The sequence below is a fragment of the Aeromonas sp. FDAARGOS 1407 genome, assembly GCF_019048725.1.
GTDB classification, from domain to species: Bacteria; Pseudomonadota; Gammaproteobacteria; order Enterobacterales; family Aeromonadaceae; genus Aeromonas; species Aeromonas enteropelogenes.
This window is the reverse complement of the sequence record NZ_CP077399.1, coordinates 2,872,443-2,892,415: the sequence shown is the minus strand read 5'-3', so window position 1 is coordinate 2,892,415 and position 19,973 is coordinate 2,872,443. Positions and strand designations below refer to the sequence as shown.

Below are 19,973 nucleotides of genomic sequence, written 5' to 3'. Positions count from 1 at the left end.
CATCGTCACTTCCTTGTGTCGAGTGGGTTATCATCTGGTCCCTTTCATATTCATAGAAACTAAGATAGAACCATTGATATAACCGCTCCATTCATCAGTATTGAAAACGGCAGGATAATTATCCTGCCGTTGTTGTTTCCCTATCTCGCCGCCTGATCCACCAGATAGAGGATGCTGTGATAGGGAATGCCGGCGTGTTGGCTAAGCCCCATTTCGCAGGTGCGGCTATTGCTGAATCCCTGTCGACAATCCCTGGGCACCTGGGCGGGCAGGCTGGCAAGCGCCGCGGCGTTGAGCTCCGGGGTCATCAGCCCCTTGTCGCCGGCAAAGCCGCAGCACTGGATATGCTCAGGAACTATCACCTCGCGGGCGCAGGCGCGGGCCACCGCCAGCATCTTATCACCCAGCCCCATACGCCGACTGCTGCAGGTGATATGGAGCATCACTGTCTCATCGATGGGGGTCAGCTCAAGGTGGGGCTGCAAGTGTTCCAGCACAAAGGTAGCGGGCTCGAACACCCGTAGGCCCTTGCCGAGCGCCCCCGAGAACAGCCGCTGCACGCAGGGGCTGGTGTCGAGCAGCACGGGCCAGCGCCCCTGCTCGCTTGCCTGCCACAATACCTCGGCCAGCTCACTGCGCTTGGCTTCCGCCACCTCGACCATCCCCTTGCTGTCATAGGGCATGCCGCAGCAGAGCCCCTCAACTCTCACCGGCACTATGACCCGGCAACCTGCCTTCTTGAGCAGAGATAACACCACGTCCGGCAGTGACGGGGCTTCCTCCTGCTGGCCAAACACCCGGCTGGCACACGACGGCAGATAAACCACAGCGCGCTCACCGGATCCGCTATGGATCCCCTCCCCTTGCGACCAGCGGTAGCGGCTCGGCCCCGGCAGGGTCGGCAACCAGGCGGGTGTGCGCTGGCCGCTGATGTTGCGTGCCCCGTTCACCAGCCCTGCCAGCGCTTTTTCTCCCAACAGCTTGCCAGCAATGGCTTTGAGGCCGAGGGCCCCACGGGCCGTGCGGGTGACACCGGCGAAGTGATCGGCGCTCCAGCGGGCGATGGGCACGAAGCGCCGGTATTTGTCAGTGCGCAGCTTTTTGATCAGGCTGCCGGTGTTGATGCCGACCGGGCAACGATCGGCGCAGAGCCCGGTCGCGGCGCAGGTCTCAATACCCTGATAGTCAAACAGCCGGGCCAGCTGGTTGGAGGGCTCATCGGCACGATTGCGGCGGGCCAGTTCGCGGTAGAGCACGATGCGCTGGCGCGGCGAGAGCGACAGGGTGCGCGAGGGGCAGACCGCCTCGCAAAAGCCGCACTCTATGCAGGGGTCCACGATGGCATCGCTCGCCGGCATGGGCTTGAGGTGGGCCAGGTGGGCGTTGGGGTCATCGTTGATGATGACGCCGGGATTGAGCAGGCCATCGGGGTCAAGCAGCGCTTTGATGCGGCGCATCAGCGCCATCCCCTCCGGCCCCCATTCCAGCTCCACATAGGGGGCCATGTTGCGGCCGGTGCCGTGCTCGGCCTTGAGCGACCCGCCAAAGCGCACGGCGACGAGTTCGGCCACCGCATCCATAAAGGCACCGTAGCGGGCCACCTGGGCCGGATCGTCAAAGCCCTGGGTAAAGACGAAGTGCAGGTTTCCCTCCAGCGCGTGGCCGAAGATGATGGCCTCACCGTATTCGAAGCGATCGAACAGGGCTTGCAACCCCGCCACCCCCTCCGCCAGACGCTCGATGGGAAAGGCGACATCCTCGATGATGACGGTGGTACCGGTGGTGCGCACCGCCCCCACCGCCGGGAAGAGCCCCTTGCGAATGGCCCAGAGGCCGGCGCTCTCCTTGGTAAAAGGCACAGAGGCGACCTGGGCGAACTCGGCCGCCATGGCCGTCACCTGCTCGCAGCGAGTCACCAGCTCCTCTTTCGATTCCCCATGTACCTCGACAAGCAAAGCGCAGGCCGCCAGATCCAACGCCTTGATAAAGTCCGGCAGACCGGGCTTGCCCGCCACCGAGCGAAGGGATCGCCCATCCATCAGCTCCACCGCCGCCACCGGGGCGCTTTTCAGGCGCGAGGTGGCCAGACAGGCCTGCTCGGCGTCCCGGAACACCAGCAGGGCCGAGGCCTTGTGGGGGTATTCGGGCACGGTGTCGAGCACCACCTCGGCGATAAAGCCGAGGGTCCCCTCCGAGCCAATCATCAGGTGGGTGAGGATATCGATGGGATCCTCATGGTCGAGCAGGGCGTTGATGGCGTAGCCGGTGGTGTTCTTGAGCCGGTACTTGTGGCGAATTTTGGCGGCAAGCTCGGCGTTCGCCAGCACCTCGGCACGCAGGGCGGCAAGCCCCGTGAGCAGCTCCGGGCGCTTTGCCGCCAAGGCGGTGCGGCTGTGGGGATCGCCACTGTCCAGCACGGTGCCATCGGCCAGCAACAAGGTCATGGCGTGCAGGGTGTGATAGCTGTTGTGGGCGGTGCCGCAGCACATGCCGCTCGCGTTGTTGGCGGCGATGCCGCCAAGCTTGCAGGCGTTGATGGAGGCCGGATCCGGCCCAATCTTGCGACCCAGAGGCGCCAGATAGCGGTTGGCATCGGCGCCGATCACCCCGGGTTGCAGGGCGATGCGCGCCCCCTCGTCCAGAATGCGGTGGCCGCGCCAGCTGTCGGTCAAGGTGATGAGCACCGAATCGCTCAGGGCCTGGCCCGAGAGGCTGGTACCGGCGGCGCGAAAGGTGCACGGCAGGTTCAGCTCGCGGCACACCCCCAGCACGAAGCGCACCTCCTCGAGGGAGTCGAGGCGCACGATGCGCTCGGGCACCAGCCGGTAGAAGCTCGCGTCCGTGCCGTGGGCGAGGCGCAGATCCGGATCGCGCACCAGGCGATCCGACGGGATGCGAGCGAGCACGGCGGCGTCAAACTGGTTCCAGCCCATCAGCAATCCTCCACCAGCACCACCAAGAGGCGACTCGGGCCGTGGGCACCGTAGGCCAGGGTCTGCTGGATGTCGGCGGTCTTGGAGGGGCCTGAGACCAGCAGCAGGTTGGTGGGCATGGCCTGCTGCCAGCGCCCGGCGTCCACCAGCCCCGCCAGGTTGTCGGCAATAGTGGAGGCCGCCAGCAACGCGATATGGCAGGGGGGGACCAGGGATAAGGTGCGCGGCTCGCCACCATCCGGCAGCAACACCAGGGTGCCGGTATCGGCGATGGCGCCAGCGCAGTGGGTGATCCCCGCCTGACAGACGTCAAACAGCTCGTCTTTCCAGCTCGCGAACTCGCCAGAGGGGGTCAACACAGAGCGCCCGGCGCAGGCGGCCGCGACGTCGACTTGCCAGCGGCCCCCCTGGCCACAGGCCAGACTCGTCACGCCTTCTTCATCCAGCCAGGCGGTCAGCTCCCTGGCAAGGTTTGCCTGTTGGACTGTGAGGATCTCGGCGTGGCTGGCGCTGATCCCGGCAACAAAGCGCTCGCGCCGCGCCTGTTCATCCTCCCCACGCCAGGGCTGCCAGCCATGGGGGGCGTGGGCCATGGGGGTGGCGGCGCCGCGCAGGCGACTCAATATGGCCTCTTTGCTCGACATCTCAGGACTCCTTCTTCTTCTGGCGCAGCAGGGCGTGCAGGCTCTGGGGGGCGGGTTTGGGGGCTTCGCGGCACTGGGTCCAGGGGCCCAGGTGTTTGGGCATCAAGCCCCGCAGGCGACCGGCCACACCGGTCGCTGCGTGATAGAGGCGCGGGTGGGTGGCGGCAAAGGCAAAGCCCTGCATGGCAAGGGTCTCTAGCCGGCTCTTGGCCGCCCCCTGCCCCGCCAGCGGTTCGTGACCGGGCAGTGCGTCGTGTTTGGCCTCCCGACGCAGGCGCTGCAGCATGTCGGGAATGGGGATGCGCACCGGGCACACCTCGCCGCAGGCGCCGCACAGGCTGGATGCGGTCACCAGATCGCTCGTGCTTTCCAGCCCCAGCAGATGGGGGGAGATGATCTTGCCGATGGGGCCCGGATAGATGGTGCCGTAGGCGTGGCCGCCGATGCGGGTGTAGACCGGGCAGTGGTTCATGCAGGCGCCGCAGCGAATGCACTGCAGGGTCTTGCGCAGCTCCTCGTCCCGATAAGCCTGGCTGCGGCCGTTGTCGAGCAGCACCAGGTGCACCTCGTCCGGGCCATCCAGCTCCCCTGCCCGGCGCGGGCCGCTGATGACGTTGAAATAAGTCGTGATGGCCTGACCGGTGGCCGAGCGGGTCAGGGCGCTGTAAAGGGGCGGCACATCGCTGAAAAATTCCACCACCTTCTCGATGCCGGTGATGGCCACGTGGACTTTCGGCACAGTGGTACACATGCGCCCGTTGCCCTCGTTCTCGACGAGACACAGGCTGCCGGTTTCGGCCACCGCGAAGTTGACGCCGGAGAGCCCCATGCCGGCACGGCGAAACTCTTCGCGCAGGGCCCGCCGCCCGGTCTGGATAAGGGCGTCCACGTCCGTGGTGGGGGTGAAGCCTTCCAGGTTGCTTGCGAAGGTATCGCTCACCTCCTGCTTGTTCTTGTGGATGGCGGGCATGATGATGTGGGACGGAGTGTCGCCATCGAGCTGGACGATAAACTCCCCCATGTCGCTCTCGAGGCAACGGATGCCGTGGCGCGCCATCTCGTGGTTGAAACCCACCTCCTCGCTCACCATGGACTTGCCCTTGACGATGGAACTCACCCTATGTCGCTGGGCAATGCCGAGAATGATGGCGTTGGCCTCCGCCGGCGTCTGGGCCCAGTGCACCCGGATGCCGTTGCGCTCGCAGTTGGTTTCGAGCTGCTCCAGCAGCTCCGGCAGGCGCGAGAGGCAGCGCTGGCGAATTTGCTCAGCCGCATCGCGCACCGCCGCTTCTTCCTGCGGGTCAGCGAAGGCGTCGCGGCGCTTGCCGCGCAGGTAATCCATGGCGCCGCGAAAATTCTGGCGCAGCACGGGGTCGGCCAGGGCCGCCTCGGCCTGGGGGTGGAAGCGGCGCGGCGAATACTTGGCGTGATCACTCATGATGGGCCCCCTGTTTTTGCGCTTGTAAGCCCTGAGCGACCGGCTCGCTATGGGCGAGCAGGAAGCTCGCCAGATGGGTGGCAGGGAACGTCTTGCCCTGATAGGCCAGGGATCCCTTGATGTTCAAGAGGCACCCCCAGTCGGCGCTCACCAGGGTATCGGCGCCAGTGGCCAGCAGGTGGCGGGTCTTGTCCTCCACCATGGCCTGGCTGATGTGGGGATGTCGCACCGAGAAGGTGCCGCCAAAACCGCAGCACTCGCTCTCGTAAGCCTGCTCGTGCAAGGTGACCCCCTCGAGCTGCCCCAGCAGGCTGCGAGCCGTGGTGTGCACCTGCATCTCGCGCCGGGCCGAGCAGGAGGTGTGCATGACGATGCTCGCCCTCCCCACCCCGTGCCAGCGCACCCGGCAGACCCGGGCCAGAAACTCGGTGAGCTCGAACACCCGCTCGCAAAACGCCGCCACCTCGCGGCTCTCTGGAAAGAGACGGCGGTAGTGGTGGTGCATCATGCCGCCGCAGGAGCCCGACAGCACAACCACCGGCCAGGGCTCGGGGAAGAGCGCCATCTGACTTTGCGCCACCTGGCGCGCCTCCTCCTCGTGACCCGAGGTGTAGGCCGGCTGGCCGCAGCAGGTTTGTTTCTCGACAAAGTGCACCCTTATCCCTTCCCGCTCGATCAGGGCGATGGCATCGAGCCCCGCCACCGGGTCGAACAGGTCCACCAAACAGGTGGCGTAGAGATAGACATCGGCCGGCTTGGCCGGATAGACCCGCATTACCTTCATCACTTGCTCTCCTTACTTGAGCTGCAGCAGTGCGTCCGAGACATGGAAGCTGTACATGAGCGCCAACCCGATAAGGCCGGTGGCCAGCAGGTAGTAGAGGGTCGGCAGCGCGGTCTTGCGCAGCGTCGCCCCCTCGCGGCCGAGCAGCCCCACTGTGGCCGACGCCGCCACCACGTTGTGAATGGCAATCATGTTGCCAGCCGCCGCGCCCACGGCCTGCAGCGCCAGCATGGCGGCGGTGGAGACGCCGAGGGTCTGGGCCACTTCGAACTGGAACTGGCTGAACATCATGTTCGACACCGTGTTGGAGCCGGCGATAAAAGCCCCCAGCGCGCCTATGGTGGCGCTCAGGGCAGGGAAGAACTCCCCGACGAGCCCTGCGGCAAAGTTCGCCGTGGTCACCGGCATGCTGGCGAGATCCGCCCCGTTGACGCCGGAGTTGATGAAGATGCGCACCATGGGCACGGTGAAAATCAGCACGAAACCGGCGCCGATCAGGGTGCGGCTCGACTCGCTCACGGCACGGCCGAGGGGGGCCAGGGCGCGGGCCTGAATGAGGGTAGCGAGCAGGGCGCAGAACACCAGCAGGCCCCCCGGCAGATAGAGCGGCTCAATGGAGGCGCTAACCCCCTTCTCCCCCAAGAGGTCTGTGAAGGCGAGGCTCACCGACAGGAGGCTGGCCTTGAACTCCGGGCTCACCCGGCTCGCCACCAACAAGAGGGCCAGTGCCACATAGGGGAGCCAGGCCAGCAGCAGCGACATGGGGCGGCCGGCGGCCTCTTTGAGATCGAGCTTGAGGGAGCCCAGCCACTCGGCGGGCCACTCGTTCTCGGGGGCGAAATCCCAGGAGTTCTTGGGCACCAGAAAACCATGGCGCGCCGCCGTCACCACCAGAGCCAGCCCCACCAGGCCACCCATGAGGGACGGGAACTCGGGGCCAAGCAGCATGCCGGTCAGGGCATAGGGCACGGTGAAGGCGAGCCCGGCGAATATCGCGAACGGCAGGATGGAGAGCCCCTCGGTCCAGCTGCGGTTGCGGCCAAAGAAGCGGGTCAGCATCATCACCATCAGCACCGGCATCAGGGTGCCGACGGTGGCGTGAATGAGGGCCACGTTGGTGGTCACCTGTTGCAGGTAGATGTCCCAGCTGCTGCCACCGGCGCTCAGGGTGTGGCCGATGGCCTGGTTATCCAGCCCCTTGTTGATGCCCACCAGGATGGGGGTGCCCACCGCACCGAACGAAACCGGGGTGGACTGGATCATCATGCCGAGCAGCACGGCAGCGAGCGCCGGGAAGCCGATGGCCACCAGCAGGGGCGCGGCGATGGCGGCCGGGGTGCCAAAGCCCGAGGCTCCCTCGATAAAGGCGCCGAAGCACCAGGCGATGATGATGGCCTGGATGCGCCGGTCCGGCGAGATGTTGGTGAAACCGCCGCGAATGGCGCTGATGGCACCTGTGTGTTTCAGGGTATTGAGCATCAGGATGGCGCCGAACACTATCCAGAGCACGGTCACCGTGATGATGAGCCCCTGCAGGCTGGAGGCGAGCACCCGGGTCGGGCTCATCTGCCAGCCCCACAGGGCGATGAATACGGTCAGGATAAAGGCGATGGGCATGGCGCGCTTGGCAGGCCAGTTGAGGCCGACCAGCAGCACGGCGGCCACCACGATCGGCGAGAAGGCCACCAGGGCCAACAGGGTGTCTGTCATCATTGCATCCTTGTCCAGAGGTCGTGCGACGGGCGCACCTTGTTGTTGTTTTGTTAAGCGAACGTGACCTTACCCTGTTCCTTTTTCGCGATATATGGAAATAATGAACAACATTCATTCCTAAAATCGACAAATATGGCCAGTACCGACGACCTCATTCTCTTCGCCCAGGTGGTGGAGGCAGGCTCCTTCAGCAAGGTGGCCGAACAAAATTCCCTGACAAATTCAGTGGTTAGCAAGCGGATTGGGCGCCTGGAAGAGGAGCTCGGGGTGCAGCTGCTCTATCGCACCACCCGCCGGCTGACCCTGAGCGAGGCGGGCAAGGAGCTCTATCTGGGTGCCAAAAATGTGAAGGCCGCCGCACTGGACGCCTTCGATGCAGTGGCGGGATTTGGTGAAAAGGTGAGCGGTCATGTGCGCATGTCGGTGCCCACCATCTCGGGGGAGCTGCTGCTCGCCGACGCCGTGGCCGATTTTTGCCAGCAGCACCCCGGGCTCACGGTGGAGATGTCGCTCGACAACCGCTTCGTCAATCTGGTGGAAGAGGGGTTCGACCTGGTCATTCGCACCGGCTATCTGGATGACTCGAGCCTGATTGCCCGCCACATCCTCGACTCCCAGTGGGTGATCTGCGCCGCCCCCGCCTACGTGCGCCGCTTCGGGGCGCCGCGCGAGCCGTCAGACTTGCTCACCCACAACTGCCTGCGCTACGCCTACCAGAGCACGGGGGCCTCGGAGTGGGCCTTCAAGGGGGAACAGGGGGACTATCTGTTGTCGGTGTCGGGGAGCTTCTCCACCGACAACGCCAGCGCTTTGCGCAAGGCGGCGCTGGGGGGACGCGGCATCGTCTATGTGCCTCGCTGCCTGGTCTATCACGACCTGATGAACGGGGATCTGGTGGATCTCTTCCCCGACCGGGTGGGCAAGAAGCTCGGCATCTACGCCGTCTACCCCTTCACCCGCCAGCCGCCGAGAAAGATAAGGTTGCTCATCGAGCATATCCGCCAGCGCTACCTCGACATCGCCCACTACTTCGTGTGAGCGAACGGGTTGGCGACTTTGACCTGACGAGAGGCCTTGCTTACCATGGCCTCCCCGTTTACCCAGGAGGCGCCCCATGTGCACCGTTTTCTCCGGCCAGGATCCCTACAACTACACCAGCACCACCCGCTCGGTGCGGATCTGTGGCCATAGCACCAGCATCCGGCTGGAAAACAAGTTCTGGGATATTCTCGAGCAGCTCTGCCACGCCCAGGGGCGCTCCATGGGGCAGTTTCTCTCCGAGCTCTATCAGGAGGCGCAGGGCAATGGCATGGAGATGGGCAACTTTGCCTCCCTGCTGCGCTGCTCCTGCCTCATCTATCTCGAATCCAACCCCGCAACCGCTCGGAACGCCGCCTGAAAAAACGGCCAGAGGATCCCCTCTGGCCGCCAACAACCTCTGTTCGTTTCGCGTCAGGCGAAGCGCCCGCCGCGCTCGATAAATTCAATCTTGTAGCCGTCAGGGTCGGTCACGAAGAAGAACCGGGCCAGCAGGTTGCCCTCGTGCTGCATCGCCTTGACCGGCGCGGGCGTGAGCCCAAGCGCCGTCAGCCGTTGATGGGCCGCCTCTATATCCTCCACCGCTACCGCCAGATGGCCGTAGCCGCTGCCGTGGCTGTAGGGCTCGGCCTGCCCGTGATTGTGGGTGAGTTCGAGCTCGAAGCCGCTCTTTGCATTGGCAAGATAGGTGAGGGAGAAGCCATCGAAGGGGAAGTGATCCCGCACCTCCAGCTCGAGGGCATCGCGGTAGAAACGGGTGGAGGCATCCAGATCGCGAACCCGGATCATGGTGTGGATGAGTTTGGTCATATTGGCTCCTTATCAATGGGAGCCACAGGGTAGCGAAGCGCACGGCGCGCCGGGTAGTAGCGGAGTACCACAGCGGTCGGCAACCGCAAGGCGCCCGATTCAGGGGCGCTGGGCGGTGAGAAACGCCAGGGTGGTGCGGTTGAACTGCTCGGGCTGCTCCACGTTGCAGACGTGACCGCACTGCTCGATCACCATCAGGGAGGCGCTGGCATCGCGGGCCACCTGTTCGCGCACCGGCGCCAGGAACATGTGATCCTCCTCCCCCATCACATAGAGGGTGGGAATGGGCAGGGCGCGCTCGCGGAAATAGCGCATCAGGGGATTAACCTCGGTGGCGAGGCGAAACCAGCGCTTGAACTCTTTCTGGCAGAGCTTGCGCGCCTCGCGCACGAAGAGATTGCGGGACTCCTGATGATGCTGGCGCGGCATGATAATGAAGGCGAACAAGCGGTAGAGCCACATGTAGGGCAGGATGTGCTGGCCGAGGCGACCGAGCTGCACCAGCACCCGGGAGCGGATGTCGAGGCGCAGGATGGCGCCCCCCAGCACCATGCTCTTGACCCGCTCGGGGCAGAGCTCCGCCAGATGGCGAATAAGGATGGTACCGAGAGAGATGCCGACGAAGTGGGCACGGCGGATATTCAGATGATCGAGCAGACGAACGATATCCTCGGTCACGGCGCGAAAGCTGTAGTGGCCCTGGATCACCTGCTGCAGCTTGTGGGACTGGCCGTGGCCGCGCAGATCCAGCAGCAGCACGTTGAAGTGCTCGCGATAGGCGCGCAGCTGTCTGAACCAGATGGAAGAGCTGCCGCCCGCCCCGTGCACGAACACCACCCAATCCCGTTCGGGACCCAGCTCGAAGGTCTTGTGGTACAACATCCAATGGGCTCCTTCTGTGATGGGGGGTATACTCGGCAGCGCGCATAGTACCAGAAGCAAACCCCTGATAGATATGCGCAAACCATGACCAGGATCACCCCTTACGCGAGAACCCACCATGGATCTGACTCACTTGCGCCAGTTTCTGCTCACCCTGCCGGGCGCCACCGAAGACACGCCCTTTGGTCCGGAGATCCTGGTCTACCGCATCGCCGGCAAGATGTTTGCGCTGGTGGACTGGCAGGCGGAGCCCCTCACCATCAACCTAAAGTGCGAGCCCGAGTTGGCTCTGCTGCTGCGAGAACTCCACCCCGAGGTCAAACCGGGTTGGCACATGAACAAACAACACTGGAACACGGTCATCTTGAGCGACAACCTGGCCGAGGATCTCTGGCAGGGCTGGGTACACCACTCCTATGAGAGGGTCGTCGCCGGCTTACCCAAGGCAAAACGCCCGCAGGCTCCTCAGGCCAAGTCATGACGTCGCAACTTCATATCGTCCCGCTGGGTGAGCAGCATATCCCCGCCCTCATCACCCTGTTCGAACAGACGGTGCGCCGCGCCGGCCCCGAGCACTACAGCCCGGAGCAGGTGGAGCAGTGGGCTTTGGGAGCCCATCATCCCGGCTTTGCCAATCAGCTTCGCGAGCACCACGGCTGGGTCGCCTGCTGGGGCGACACGCCCCTGGGTTTCGTCACCTTGAGCCAGGACGGACAGCTGAGCCTTCTTTATGTGAGCGCCGAGCATCAGCGCCAGGGACTTGGCAACCTGCTGCTGACCACGGCGCTGGCAAACGCCCCTCTGCTCGGGCTCAAAGCGGTGACCACCGAAGCCAGCGCCTTCAGTTATGGGCTATTTTTACGACATGGTTTTACCCTGACCGGGATGGAGTGTGTGGAGCGTGGCGGGGTCAGTTTTACCCGATATCGCCTGTTCTGCCGCTTGCCAAGCTAGGTCAAGCCACTAAAATACGCCTGATTTTCGTATTGTTACTGTATTGAGGCTGCACCCATGGTGGTAGAAAGTGATGGCTATATCTCGCTGATCGAGTATCTGGTAGAGCGTTTGGGACTGTTCGAGACCCAACAACAGAGTGAAGGGGGCGAGACCATCGAGGATCTGGTCAGTGGCCGTGTGGCCAGCAACCTGATGGCCATCTGCGAGCAGCATCCCGAGCTCGATCCCAAGGTGCGTTTCGTCATCATGCAGGAAGCGGATGCCGTGGTGGCGGATCTGGAAGAGGTCCTCTCGGCCGTCTGGCTGCGCGCCCCGACCCCGGAACAGCAAGCCTTCCTCGAAGAGTTCATCGATCTCATCAAGAACCTGTTTGACAGCGCGATCGCCTGATCCGCGCCTGTTCCAACTCTCCTTCGCCAGAAAATGAAAAGGGCCGCCTTGTCAGGCAGCCCTGCTTGCTATCATTTTCAACCCACCCGACCGTTCACTTATCGAGTGGTTCTCAAGGCATGAAATGTGTCTGGACTTTGCATCCGATCCCTGGACGCTAATCAGTTAGTCAGCGGTCGTCGCAGTAAGTTCCAGACTTTGATCTTATATTTTTACTTTTTTTAAAAACCAGCTACCGCTTGCCTCAACGGTTGAGCGACGGCGGCAGGCACACCCCAATTCCCCCCAGACCACAGTAGCCATCCGGGTTCTTCTCCAGGTACTGCTGGTGATAATCCTCGGCGTAATAGAAGGGAGCATAGGGCAGGATGCGGGTGGTAATGGCGCGACTGTCGCCGCTGGCCACCATGGCCTGCTGGAACGCGGCCAGGCTCTGCTGGGCGATGGCCTGCTGGCTCTCGTCGGCATGGAAGATGACCGACCGGTACTGGGTACCGATATCGCCCCCCTGGCGCATCCCCTGGGCCGGATCATGCTGCTCCCAAAAGAGCTTGAGCAGGTCGCCGTAACTAATCACCTTGGGATCAAACACCACCTGCACCGTCTCGGCGTGGCCGGTCAGGCCGCTGCACACCTCTTTATAGGTGGGATTGGGGGTCAACCCGCCCTGATAGCCGGCGGCAGTGGAATAGACTCCCGGCTGCTGCCAGAACAGACGCTCGACACCCCAGAAGCACCCCATGCCAAACCAGGCGATCTCCATCCCTTCAGGCCAGGGGCCCTGAGTCGGGTGACCGTTCACCGCATGTTGCTGGCCAATCACCATCGCCTCGCGGCGGCCCGGCAGCGCATCTGCCGGCGAAATAATCTGTTCCATGAACCCTGTCCTTGTATAAAACCCTGTGTCATCGCACAGCTGACGAAAAGGAATATCGAAGATAACAGTTTATCGCCCCGGATCAACCAGAGCTCCCCTGCATAATCCAGTGATGGCTCACTCCCCTCCTCTACACCAGCCGCCAAGGCAGCAGAACAAGGGAAACAACAGCGGGACAAGAAACCCTATAAATCAATATTTAGTCTTGATTTGTGAATTTATTTTCATATATTGAGCGAATCGCTGTTTTTTTATGGAAGATCCCTCAAGTGCGTGAACGCGAACCCAGTCTGGTCAATGCTTTCCGGCAATCCACCCCCTATGTCAACGTGCATCGGGGTGCCACCTTTGTCTTGATGATCGGGGGCGAGGCCATCGCCCACCCCAACTTTGCCAATATCGTCAGCGATATCGCCCTGCTGCAGACCTTAGGGATACGCCTGGTGCTGGTGTTCGGTTCACGTCCGCAAAATGACGAGGCGCTGGCCCGCGCCGGCATCGACGCCCAGTATCACAAGCGCACCCGAGTCACCGATGACGAGAGCTTCGCCCTCATCAAACAGGTGTGCGGCGGCCTGCAATACGACATCACGGCCCAGCTCTCCATGGGGCTGGCCAACACCCCCATGCAGGGGGCCCGCATCAGCGTGGTGAGCGGCAACTTCGTCACCGCCCAGCCGCTCGGGGTGGATGACGGCATCGATTTTTGCCACAGCGGCCGGGTACGCCGCATCGACGTGGAGGGGATCTCCCGCCAGCTGGATCAGAAAAGCCTGGTGCTCATTTCCCCCATCGGCTGCTCGGTCACCGGCGAGAGCTTTAACCTCAGCTCCGAGGAGGTGGCGCGCCGGGTGGCAGTGGATTTGAAAGCGGACAAGCTCATCTGTTTTAGCAGCACCCAGGGGGTGATGGACAGACACGGTGAGGCCATCTCGGAGCTCTTCCCCGAACAGGCCGAAGAACTATTGGTGGAGCTGGAGCAGGCGGGGGCCGAGATGTCGGGTACCGCCCGTTATCTGCGCGCGGCGATTGCCTCCTGCCGTGGCGGCGTACCCCGCTCCCACCTGGTGAGCTACAAGGAGGACGGCGCCATGCTGCAGGAGCTGTTCAGCCGCGACGGTCTCGGTACCCAGATAGTGCGCGAAAGCGCCGAACAGGCCCGTGCCGCCACCATAGAGGATATCGGCGGCATCCTCGACCTCATCCGCCCGCTGGAGGAGGAAGGGATCCTGGTACGCCGCTCCCGCGAGCAGCTGGAGATGGAGATCGACAAGTTCACCATCATAGATCGCGATGGCCTCATCATCGGCTGCGCCGCCCTCTACTGCTTCCACGAGGAGGCGATGGCCGAGATGGCCTGCGTCGCCATCCACCCCGACTACCGCAACTCCAATCGCGGGGATCAGCTGGTGGCCAAGGTGGCCGAGCGGGCCAAGCGGCTCGGGATCCGCAGCCTGTTCGTGCTCACCACCCGCTCCATCCACTGGTTCCGGGAACGGGGTTTCGAGCCGCTGGAGGTGGAAGAGCTGCCGGTGGCGCGCCAGCGCCTCTACAACTGGCAGCGCCGCTCCAAGGTTTTGTCAAAGAGCATTGCGTAACTTGTTGATTCTGCGTTTGGTTGAAGACTAATTTGAACTTTTTCACAAACTCGATTGACAGTGTAATCCAACGCAGGTTATTTCTAATTGTACTCCACCGCCACGGTGGAGCCAGAAGAGGAGCGCTGCCCAGGCAGCCCGAGGGAGGACGCCAGAGTCCGGTGAACTTGGGTCAGGGGGAGCAGCGCCGAGATGGACGAGGTAACTGGATGCCTCGCTGTCGGCTGCGGGGGCTGAATCCCCCGGGTTGTCATCGGTAGTGGTCATCCCCCACCGCGCTCTCACAGGGCGGGTACGGGATGGGCTCTGCGGATGGAGTGCTTCTGGCCGGGATAGCTTCGATCATTCCTGCCATTTTCAGCCTCCTCCTCTCTTTTTGCCCGATGGAACCGGATTTTTATATTAAGACAGGAGTACGCAATGAGCCCGATCAATGTCGCCAAGTTTGGCGGAACCAGTGTCGCCAACGCCGCGGCCATGAACAACTGCGCCAATATCGTGCTGGCCAACCCCGCCACCCGGATGGTGGTGCTGAGCGCCAGCGCCGGCGTCACCAATCTCTTGGTAGCGCTGGCCCAGGGCGAGCTGGATGAGGCGGGCCAGGAGGCGCAACTGGGCAAGCTGGCGGAGATCCAGCACGCCATTTTGGCCGATCTGGGCCACCCGAACGACGTGAGCGAGTTCATCCGGGCCCAGCTTGGCGAGATCCGCACCATGGCGCGCCAGGCCAGCCAGCAGACCGACGCCGAGCTGGCCGATCGCCTCATCGCCTGTGGTGAGCTCATCTCCACCCGCCTCTTTACCGAGCTGTTGCACCAGCGCGGCGTCAAGGCCCACTGGCAGGATGTGCGCCAGCTGATGCGCACCGACAGTCGCTTTGGCAAGGCCACCGTGGATATCGCTGCCACCCGCACCCTCTGCCAGCAAGCCCTGGCCCCCATGCTCGGGGACACCCTCATCATCACTCAGGGCTTCATCGGCGCCGATGGCGACGGCCGCACCACCACCCTGGGCCGGGGCGGCTCCGATTACAGTGCTGCCCTACTCGCCGAGGCGCTGGACGCTGGCAGCATAGAGATCTGGACCGACGTGCCCGGCATCTACACCACGGATCCGCGCCTCGTCACCCGCGCTCGTCCCATCCCGGAGATCAGCTTCGTCGAGGCGGCCGAGATGGCCACCTTCGGTGCCAAGGTGCTGCATCCAGCGACCCTGCAACCTGCGGTGCGCCAGAACATTCCGGTGTTTGTCGGCTCCAGCAAGGATCCGGCGGCGGGAGGTACCTGGATCCGCTCCAGCACGGATTCGAGCCCGCTGTTTCGCGCCGTGGCCCTGCGCCGCAACCAGGTGCTGGTCACTCTGCACAGCCTCAACATGTTCCACGCCTATGGCTTTCTGGCCGAGGTGTTCGGCATCCTGGCCCGCCACCGCATCTCGGTGGATCTCATCACCACCTCGGAGGTGAGCGTGTCGCTCACCCTGGATCACACCGGCAGCCAGAGCAACGGCGAGCCCGTCTTGAGTGACAAGGTGCTGGCGGAGCTGGGGCAGTTGTGCAAGGTGGAAGTGGAGACGGGGCTTGCGCTAGTAGCCCTCATCGGCAACCGCATGAGCGAGGTGAACGGAGTCGGCAGTCAGGTCTTCTCGACTCTGCGGGATCACAACATCCGGATGATCTGCTACGGCGCCAGCGCCCACAACCTCTGCTTCCTGGTACAGGAGTCGGACGCCGGCAACATAGTCAACTGCCTCCATCAGGAGCTGCTGGATTAAACAGCTTCCATAGCAGAGGGCACCCCGGGGTGCCCTCTTTTTTTGCCTTCACGGTTGACCCTGTTTCAGGCCGGCGTCGCCACCGGCAGCTGGCAGGCCATGGCCTCGCGGCGCTGTCGCTGCAAGCGCGCCAGCATGTCATCCTGGCTGGTGCCCTCCTCCTGCCCAGGCAGGTTATCCACCAGCAAGGGATAGTGATCGGTGACCGCCTGCTCCAGCCAGTCGAGGCGGCGCAGGGTGAGCGGGCCGCAGCTCTGGCCGCTCAGATCGTCCGCTACATCGAGCTTGTGGCTGCGATACATGTCGCGCCACCAGTTGGCGGCCAGCGCCTCGTCACTGGCCAGCGCCGCGCTCCACTCCCCCTGCAGGGCATGCAGCCGCGCCAGCACGGGGGCGCTCGCCCCCTGGCGGCCGAGATGGAGGATCTCCTGCTTCACCCAGGCAAGGCAGAGCTCGCGCCAGTAGCGAAACTGCGGCAAGGGATCGGGCTCATCGAGCCAGAGCCCGGAGAGGGTGCGGGTCTCCAGCCGCTCCGGCACATGAAACTGGGGGTCAACCAGCCCGTTGGAGTTGTATTCAAAGCGGGGATCGAAGGTCCACATGTAGCCAAAATCGAAGACGCTGATCTGCTCGCCGTCATCGAGCAGGTTGCCGGGGCTCGGATCCCAGTCAAACCAGCCCCAGCGGGCCAGCTCCCCCTCCACCTCCAGCATCTGGGCCAGATTGCGCTCGTTGAGGCTATGCACAGGTACGCCACGCAGCCAGGGAGAGACCAGGATGCCGGCCCGGGCCGAGCCATAGCTGGTGCAGACCACATGGGAGAGAATAGTGGGATGGAGCTCGCGCAGTGCTTCTATTTCCCGGCGGCGCTCCAGCTCGGTCAGAAAGGCGGTCTTGCCATCGAGATTGGCGACCAGTGAATCCTGACGGCGCCGCTTCAGGCACCAGTGATGGCCATCGACCTTGAGGTGGAACACCTCGGCCGTCAGGCCATGGCGATAGACCTTGAGCACGGCGGGATGCGTCTCCTTGAGATTGACCAGTTGCCCCACGGGCAGCGGGCAATCGCGCTCGCGCCCGATCCGCACCTCCTCCTTGCTCTCCAGCATGCGCAGCAATCTGGCCTGACGCGCCATCACTTTAGGATTCATATATGTACCTCCCGGCTCTATTGAGAGACTAAACAGCCCACTCTCCCCAAACCAGCGGCAAAACATCATGATGACGCTTTCATCACAGAATCCGTGCAGCCTCTCGATCAGGATCACAATTTGCAGGGATGTATCGTCACCCAATATTCATCAAGCCGTCATTAAATTGACAAGCAGGAACAAGGTCAGCACCATCGGGTCAAACAGTATGCGGATACACGCTTTCTCTCTCACTCGCTCAAAGGACGAGCTCATATGAACGTCTCCTCCTCAGGTCACCCGACGGGCCGCATCCTGAGTCTGCCCACCCTGCTGCTCGCTCTGCTGTGCGCACTGCTGCTGTTTACCCTGGTGTTGCCCCTCATCAATCCGGGCAGCTGGCTCGGCCGTGCCCAACCGCTGGTGCTGGGGCCCGCCGATCAGCCCCTGGCCACCCTCACCCGCCACTCGCTGCTCTATAAAAGCGACAGCCGTGGCCTCTATCTGGTGGTACGCAGCCAGTGGCAACTGCTCAAACCGCTGCAACCCGAGGACAGGGTGCGCGTCGAACTGCTCAATGACAAGGGGGAGCGGATCGACCAGCTGAGCCAGCGGGTCGACAAGCGTCAGCGTTGCCGGCATGCCCGCTGCACCCTTGACCTCAACAGTACCTTGCGGGCACCGGACGATGCCCTCGCCAGCCGCTATCAGCTGCGCATCGGCCTGTTGCTGGCAGACCGCCCCGAGAGCGCCGAGTTCAGCCAGATCCTGCAAACCCTGCCGGAACGGGGGTTCAATCTCACCTATCTGTTCACCAGCCTGGTGCTGGTGCTGACCTTCAGCGCCGTCGTGCTCAGGGTACTGATGCCCAGACTCAGGCGCAACATGCGCTGGCGGGTGCTCGGCAGCCTGCTGCTCGGCAACCTCACCTTCGTGCTGCTGCACGGCTTCGTGGTGTTCAAGCTGGGGGAATTTCTGCTCTGGTCCGGTTTTCGACCGGAACACTACTATCTGGCCTGGGCCAGCATGGTGCTGGGTTGGGGCCTGTGCGCCCTGGCGGGGTTCAACCTCTATATGGGGCTGGTCTTCACCGCCCTCTCCGGCATCGGCCTCTTGGCCAACTTCATGAAGATTGCCATCTATGGGGTACCCCTTGGCGGTGATGACCTTGGCAACCTGCTGGCCCTGGTGCGGATCCTGCTCGATCAGCACCCTGTGCTGCCGATATTAGCCACTTTGCTGGCGCTGTTTCTCTGCTGGCGCTTCGCCCTGTCACGCTGGGTGCTGCGCACCGCCGCCGCCACCGCCGCGTTTTTTGCCCTGTGCGTATTCGCCACCCAGACCGGCAACAAGCTGCTGGGAGCCAACATTCGCTACGTGGACAGGGCGGTCAACTATCACAGGGACATCATCCGCTCCGGCCCCGGCCTCTATCTGTTCAACCTGGTGGACGAGATGCTGCAAAGCGGCAGCGTGTTTCGCTATCCGCTGCAGATCAACGAGCTGACGCCGCAGTTGAGCCACCCTCCCCAAGGAATCGCGCCGCGCTGGGACCTGGTGATCGTGCTGCAATATGAATCACTGATGCTCGACTGGCAGGGACGGATCTGCGCCCCTGCCCCCACCTTGCACCTGCCCGCCAGCGTGCAGCAGTGGCGCAAGACCATCCACTCCCCCACCACAGGGGGCATGACGGTGCTGGCGGAGTTCGAGATGAATACCGGTCTGCCGGTGGGCCTGCTCAAACAGGGGGTGGTGCCCTACTACTACCTCTCTGAGCAGGTGCCCGGGCTGGCCCAAAGCGCCAGGCAAAGCGGTTACAAAACCCTGTTCGCCCACCCCTATGTGGAGAAGTTCTGGGGCCGCGCCAAGGCCATTCCGGCCCTTGGCTATGAGGAGCGCTGGTTCGATACCCGCTTCACCACCCTGGAGCACAAGGGACTCTATATCTCGGATGATGCGCTGATAGACCATCTGCTCAAGCGCAGCGAGCAGGACAGCCAACCCCTGTTTGCCTATGCGGTCACCATGCAGGGGCACGGCCCCTTCGATGGCCCCCGCTATCAGGGACAGGAACTCAATGGCGCCTGCCCGACCCAGAGCGAGTCAGACAAACAGCTGCTCAACACCTACTACACCGGGGTGGTGGATGCCATGGCATCCCTGGAGCGGCTGCTCAAAACGCTGGATCAATCGGGCAAGCGCTACCTGGTGGTGGCCTTTGGCGATCACCAGCCCTTCCTGATGTCGGCGGGCAAGGGCATTCACGGTGACAAGCCGCCGCGCGATGCCAGCTACCAGATCCCCATGATGGCCTTTGCCCGGGCCGACGACCCGCTGTCGCTGGCCCAACAGTTCGCCCCGGTGCGCCAGCTCTACCAGATGGGCCAGGCCACCCGCCAGCTGCTGGCAGGGGACACCACCCCCATCACCGACCGGCCCCTGCTCCACCCGGTACTGGGAGAAGAGAAGGGGTTCGAGGTCTCTCCACTGGTGCCCCAGATCCGTGCCAGCTTCCGGCCAGACGCCTTGCCCTGAATCTCCTTCAGCTGAATACACAAGAGGCCGCAGTTGCGGCCTCTTTCATAAAACGGCGATCTATTGCTCCGGCTTTGGCTGGAGCATCACTGGCTTACACCACCACGGCGGTACCGCTGATGCTGACCATCAGCATGCTGCCACTCTGGCCCACCACTTCGTAATCGATATCGATCCCGACCACGGCGTTGGCGCCGAGCGTCGCGGCGCGCTCCTTGAGCTCATCGAAGGCGATCTCCCGGGCCCGGGCCAGCTCCTTTTCATAGGCACCGGAGCGCCCGCCAATGATGTCGCGGATCCCGGCGAACAGATCCTTGAAGACGTTGGCCCCGAGAATGGCTTCGCCAACCACGATGCCGCGATATTCACGTATGCTCTTGCCTTCCAGAGTGGGGGTGGTGGAGAGGATCATCTTGTACTCCTGCAGGTAACGAAGGAGCCAGCCTACCCCAAGTGGCCGCAAATCCC

The 19,973-nt window shown here is 63.3% G+C and carries 18 protein-coding genes and 1 riboswitch; of the genes, 8 read left to right on the top strand and 10 right to left on the bottom strand.

What is annotated here, in order from left to right; all coding sequences use genetic code 11:
• Positions 1-140 precede the first annotated feature (140 nt).
• Genes I6L37_RS13750 through I6L37_RS13730 form a run of 5 tightly spaced genes read right to left on the bottom strand, consistent with a single transcriptional unit; the run spans position 141 to position 7,509 of the window.
• Positions 141-2,933: an FAD-binding and (Fe-S)-binding domain-containing protein gene (locus I6L37_RS13750; RefSeq protein WP_216992140.1), complete on the bottom strand. Its 2,793-nt coding sequence runs from the start codon at positions 2,931-2,933 to the stop codon at positions 141-143.
• Positions 2,933-3,577, bottom strand: coding sequence for a lactate utilization protein C (locus I6L37_RS13745; protein ID WP_216992139.1), 645 nt, complete (start codon positions 3,575-3,577; stop codon positions 2,933-2,935). Before I6L37_RS13745 ends, I6L37_RS13750 begins: the two co-directional genes overlap by 1 nt.
• A gap of 1 nt (position 3,578) precedes the next feature.
• Positions 3,579-5,015 carry a LutB/LldF family L-lactate oxidation iron-sulfur protein gene (locus tag I6L37_RS13740; protein ID WP_216992138.1) on the bottom strand — a complete coding sequence of 479 codons (1,437 nt, stop codon included), beginning with the start codon at positions 5,013-5,015 and terminating at the stop codon, positions 3,579-3,581.
• Complete coding sequence (locus tag I6L37_RS13735) at positions 5,008-5,799, bottom strand: (Fe-S)-binding protein (RefSeq protein WP_216994171.1); 792 nt, start codon at positions 5,797-5,799, stop codon at positions 5,008-5,010. The genes I6L37_RS13740 and I6L37_RS13735 overlap by 8 nt, the downstream gene beginning before the upstream one ends.
• 12 nt (positions 5,800-5,811) lie before the next feature.
• Entirely contained in the window at positions 5,812-7,509 is a 1,698-nt protein-coding gene (locus I6L37_RS13730; protein WP_216994170.1) for an L-lactate permease, read from the bottom strand.
• 63 nt (positions 7,510-7,572) lie between these two features.
• Here I6L37_RS13730 and I6L37_RS13725 point away from each other — a divergent pair, with 63 nt between their 5' ends.
• Positions 7,573-8,550, top strand: coding sequence for a LysR family transcriptional regulator (locus tag I6L37_RS13725; RefSeq protein ID WP_216992137.1), 978 nt, complete (start codon positions 7,573-7,575; stop codon positions 8,548-8,550).
• 76 nt (positions 8,551-8,626) lie between these two features.
• On the top strand, positions 8,627-8,911 hold the full coding sequence (locus I6L37_RS13720) for a ribbon-helix-helix domain-containing protein (protein ID WP_042025999.1): 285 nt from the start codon (positions 8,627-8,629) through the stop codon (positions 8,909-8,911).
• Positions 8,912-8,964: 53 nt separating this feature from the next.
• Here the strand turns inward: I6L37_RS13720 and I6L37_RS13715 are convergent, their stop codons facing one another.
• Together I6L37_RS13715 and I6L37_RS13710 are read right to left on the bottom strand one after the other, a co-directional pair.
• Positions 8,965-9,360, bottom strand: coding sequence for a glyoxalase superfamily protein (locus I6L37_RS13715; protein ID WP_216992136.1), 396 nt, complete (start codon positions 9,358-9,360; stop codon positions 8,965-8,967).
• A 99-nt stretch (positions 9,361-9,459) separates the two neighbouring features.
• Positions 9,460-10,242 carry an alpha/beta fold hydrolase gene (locus I6L37_RS13710; protein ID WP_026456517.1) on the bottom strand — a complete coding sequence of 261 codons (783 nt, stop codon included), beginning with the start codon at positions 10,240-10,242 and terminating at the stop codon, positions 9,460-9,462.
• Positions 10,243-10,360: 118 nt separating this feature from the next.
• On the opposite strand from I6L37_RS13710, the gene I6L37_RS13705 reads away from it, so the two are divergent.
• From I6L37_RS13705 to I6L37_RS13695, 3 genes are read left to right on the top strand one after another with little or no spacing between them, the layout of a single operon-like run.
• The gene (locus tag I6L37_RS13705) at positions 10,361-10,723 is read left to right on the top strand and encodes an MmcQ/YjbR family DNA-binding protein (protein ID WP_216992135.1); all 363 of its coding nucleotides are present in this window, start codon (positions 10,361-10,363) and stop codon (positions 10,721-10,723) included.
• Complete coding sequence (locus I6L37_RS13700; protein ID WP_124238833.1) at positions 10,720-11,196, top strand: GNAT family N-acetyltransferase; 477 nt, start codon at positions 10,720-10,722, stop codon at positions 11,194-11,196. Before I6L37_RS13705 ends, I6L37_RS13700 begins: the two co-directional genes overlap by 4 nt.
• Before the next feature lie 57 nt (positions 11,197-11,253).
• Positions 11,254-11,589, top strand: coding sequence for a DUF3802 family protein (locus I6L37_RS13695; protein WP_201939978.1), 336 nt, complete (start codon positions 11,254-11,256; stop codon positions 11,587-11,589).
• Between the two features lie 244 nt (positions 11,590-11,833).
• Here the strand turns inward: I6L37_RS13695 and msrA are convergent, their stop codons facing one another.
• On the bottom strand, positions 11,834-12,466 hold the full coding sequence (gene msrA, locus I6L37_RS13690; protein ID WP_201978620.1) for a peptide-methionine (S)-S-oxide reductase MsrA: 633 nt from the start codon (positions 12,464-12,466) through the stop codon (positions 11,834-11,836).
• Between the two features lie 269 nt (positions 12,467-12,735).
• On the opposite strand from msrA, the gene argA reads away from it, so the two are divergent.
• Positions 12,736-14,064 (top strand): amino-acid N-acetyltransferase, encoded by a 1,329-nt coding sequence (gene argA / locus I6L37_RS13685; protein ID WP_042071699.1) that lies wholly within the window; start codon positions 12,736-12,738, stop codon positions 14,062-14,064.
• Between the two features lie 107 nt (positions 14,065-14,171).
• A riboswitch (Lysine riboswitch) is annotated at positions 14,172-14,395 on the top strand.
• An 89-nt stretch (positions 14,396-14,484) separates the two neighbouring features.
• Entirely contained in the window at positions 14,485-15,837 is a 1,353-nt protein-coding gene (lysC, locus tag I6L37_RS13680) for a lysine-sensitive aspartokinase 3 (protein WP_216992134.1), read from the top strand.
• Positions 15,838-15,902: 65 nt separating this feature from the next.
• On the opposite strand, the gene I6L37_RS13675 is transcribed toward lysC, so the two are convergent.
• Positions 15,903-16,988, bottom strand: a complete 1,086-nt coding sequence (locus I6L37_RS13675) for a hypothetical protein (RefSeq protein ID WP_216992133.1) — start codon at positions 16,986-16,988, stop codon at positions 15,903-15,905.
• Between the two features lie 255 nt (positions 16,989-17,243).
• Here I6L37_RS13675 and I6L37_RS13670 point away from each other — a divergent pair, with 255 nt between their 5' ends.
• Positions 17,244-19,505 carry an LTA synthase family protein gene (locus tag I6L37_RS13670; RefSeq protein WP_216992132.1) on the top strand — a complete coding sequence of 754 codons (2,262 nt, stop codon included), beginning with the start codon at positions 17,244-17,246 and terminating at the stop codon, positions 19,503-19,505.
• A 94-nt stretch (positions 19,506-19,599) separates the two neighbouring features.
• On the opposite strand, the gene I6L37_RS13665 is transcribed toward I6L37_RS13670, so the two are convergent.
• The gene (locus I6L37_RS13665; RefSeq protein ID WP_216992131.1) at positions 19,600-19,917 is read right to left on the bottom strand and encodes a heavy metal-binding domain-containing protein; all 318 of its coding nucleotides are present in this window, start codon (positions 19,915-19,917) and stop codon (positions 19,600-19,602) included.
• Positions 19,918-19,973 lie beyond the last annotated feature (56 nt).

Excerpts from the sequence above, each read along its gene's own strand:
- I6L37_RS13665 (WP_216992131.1), bottom strand. The coding sequence starts at position 19,917 with ATGATCCTCTCCACCACCCCCACTCTGGAAGGCAAGAGCATACGTGAA.
- msrA (WP_201978620.1), bottom strand. The coding sequence starts at position 12,466 with ATGGAACAGATTATTTCGCCGGCAGATGCGCTGCCGGGCCGCCGCGAG.
- I6L37_RS13675 (WP_216992133.1), bottom strand. The coding sequence starts at position 16,988 with ATGAATCCTAAAGTGATGGCGCGTCAGGCCAGATTGCTGCGCATGCTG.
- I6L37_RS13740 (WP_216992138.1), bottom strand. The coding sequence starts at position 5,015 with ATGAGTGATCACGCCAAGTATTCGCCGCGCCGCTTCCACCCCCAGGCC.
- lysC (WP_216992134.1), top strand. The coding sequence starts at position 14,485 with ATGAGCCCGATCAATGTCGCCAAGTTTGGCGGAACCAGTGTCGCCAAC.
- I6L37_RS13710 (WP_026456517.1), bottom strand. The coding sequence starts at position 10,242 with ATGTTGTACCACAAGACCTTCGAGCTGGGTCCCGAACGGGATTGGGTG.
- I6L37_RS13695 (WP_201939978.1), top strand. The coding sequence starts at position 11,254 with ATGGTGGTAGAAAGTGATGGCTATATCTCGCTGATCGAGTATCTGGTA.
- I6L37_RS13745 (WP_216992139.1), bottom strand. The coding sequence starts at position 3,577 with ATGTCGAGCAAAGAGGCCATATTGAGTCGCCTGCGCGGCGCCGCCACC.
- I6L37_RS13750 (WP_216992140.1), bottom strand. The coding sequence starts at position 2,933 with ATGGGCTGGAACCAGTTTGACGCCGCCGTGCTCGCTCGCATCCCGTCG.
- I6L37_RS13700 (WP_124238833.1), top strand. The coding sequence starts at position 10,720 with ATGACGTCGCAACTTCATATCGTCCCGCTGGGTGAGCAGCATATCCCC.
- I6L37_RS13705 (WP_216992135.1), top strand. The coding sequence starts at position 10,361 with ATGGATCTGACTCACTTGCGCCAGTTTCTGCTCACCCTGCCGGGCGCC.
- I6L37_RS13720 (WP_042025999.1), top strand. The coding sequence starts at position 8,627 with ATGTGCACCGTTTTCTCCGGCCAGGATCCCTACAACTACACCAGCACC.
- I6L37_RS13735 (WP_216994171.1), bottom strand. The coding sequence starts at position 5,799 with ATGAAGGTAATGCGGGTCTATCCGGCCAAGCCGGCCGATGTCTATCTC.
- I6L37_RS13715 (WP_216992136.1), bottom strand. The coding sequence starts at position 9,360 with ATGACCAAACTCATCCACACCATGATCCGGGTTCGCGATCTGGATGCC.
- I6L37_RS13670 (WP_216992132.1), top strand. The coding sequence starts at position 17,244 with ATGAACGTCTCCTCCTCAGGTCACCCGACGGGCCGCATCCTGAGTCTG.
- I6L37_RS13730 (WP_216994170.1), bottom strand. The coding sequence starts at position 7,509 with ATGACAGACACCCTGTTGGCCCTGGTGGCCTTCTCGCCGATCGTGGTG.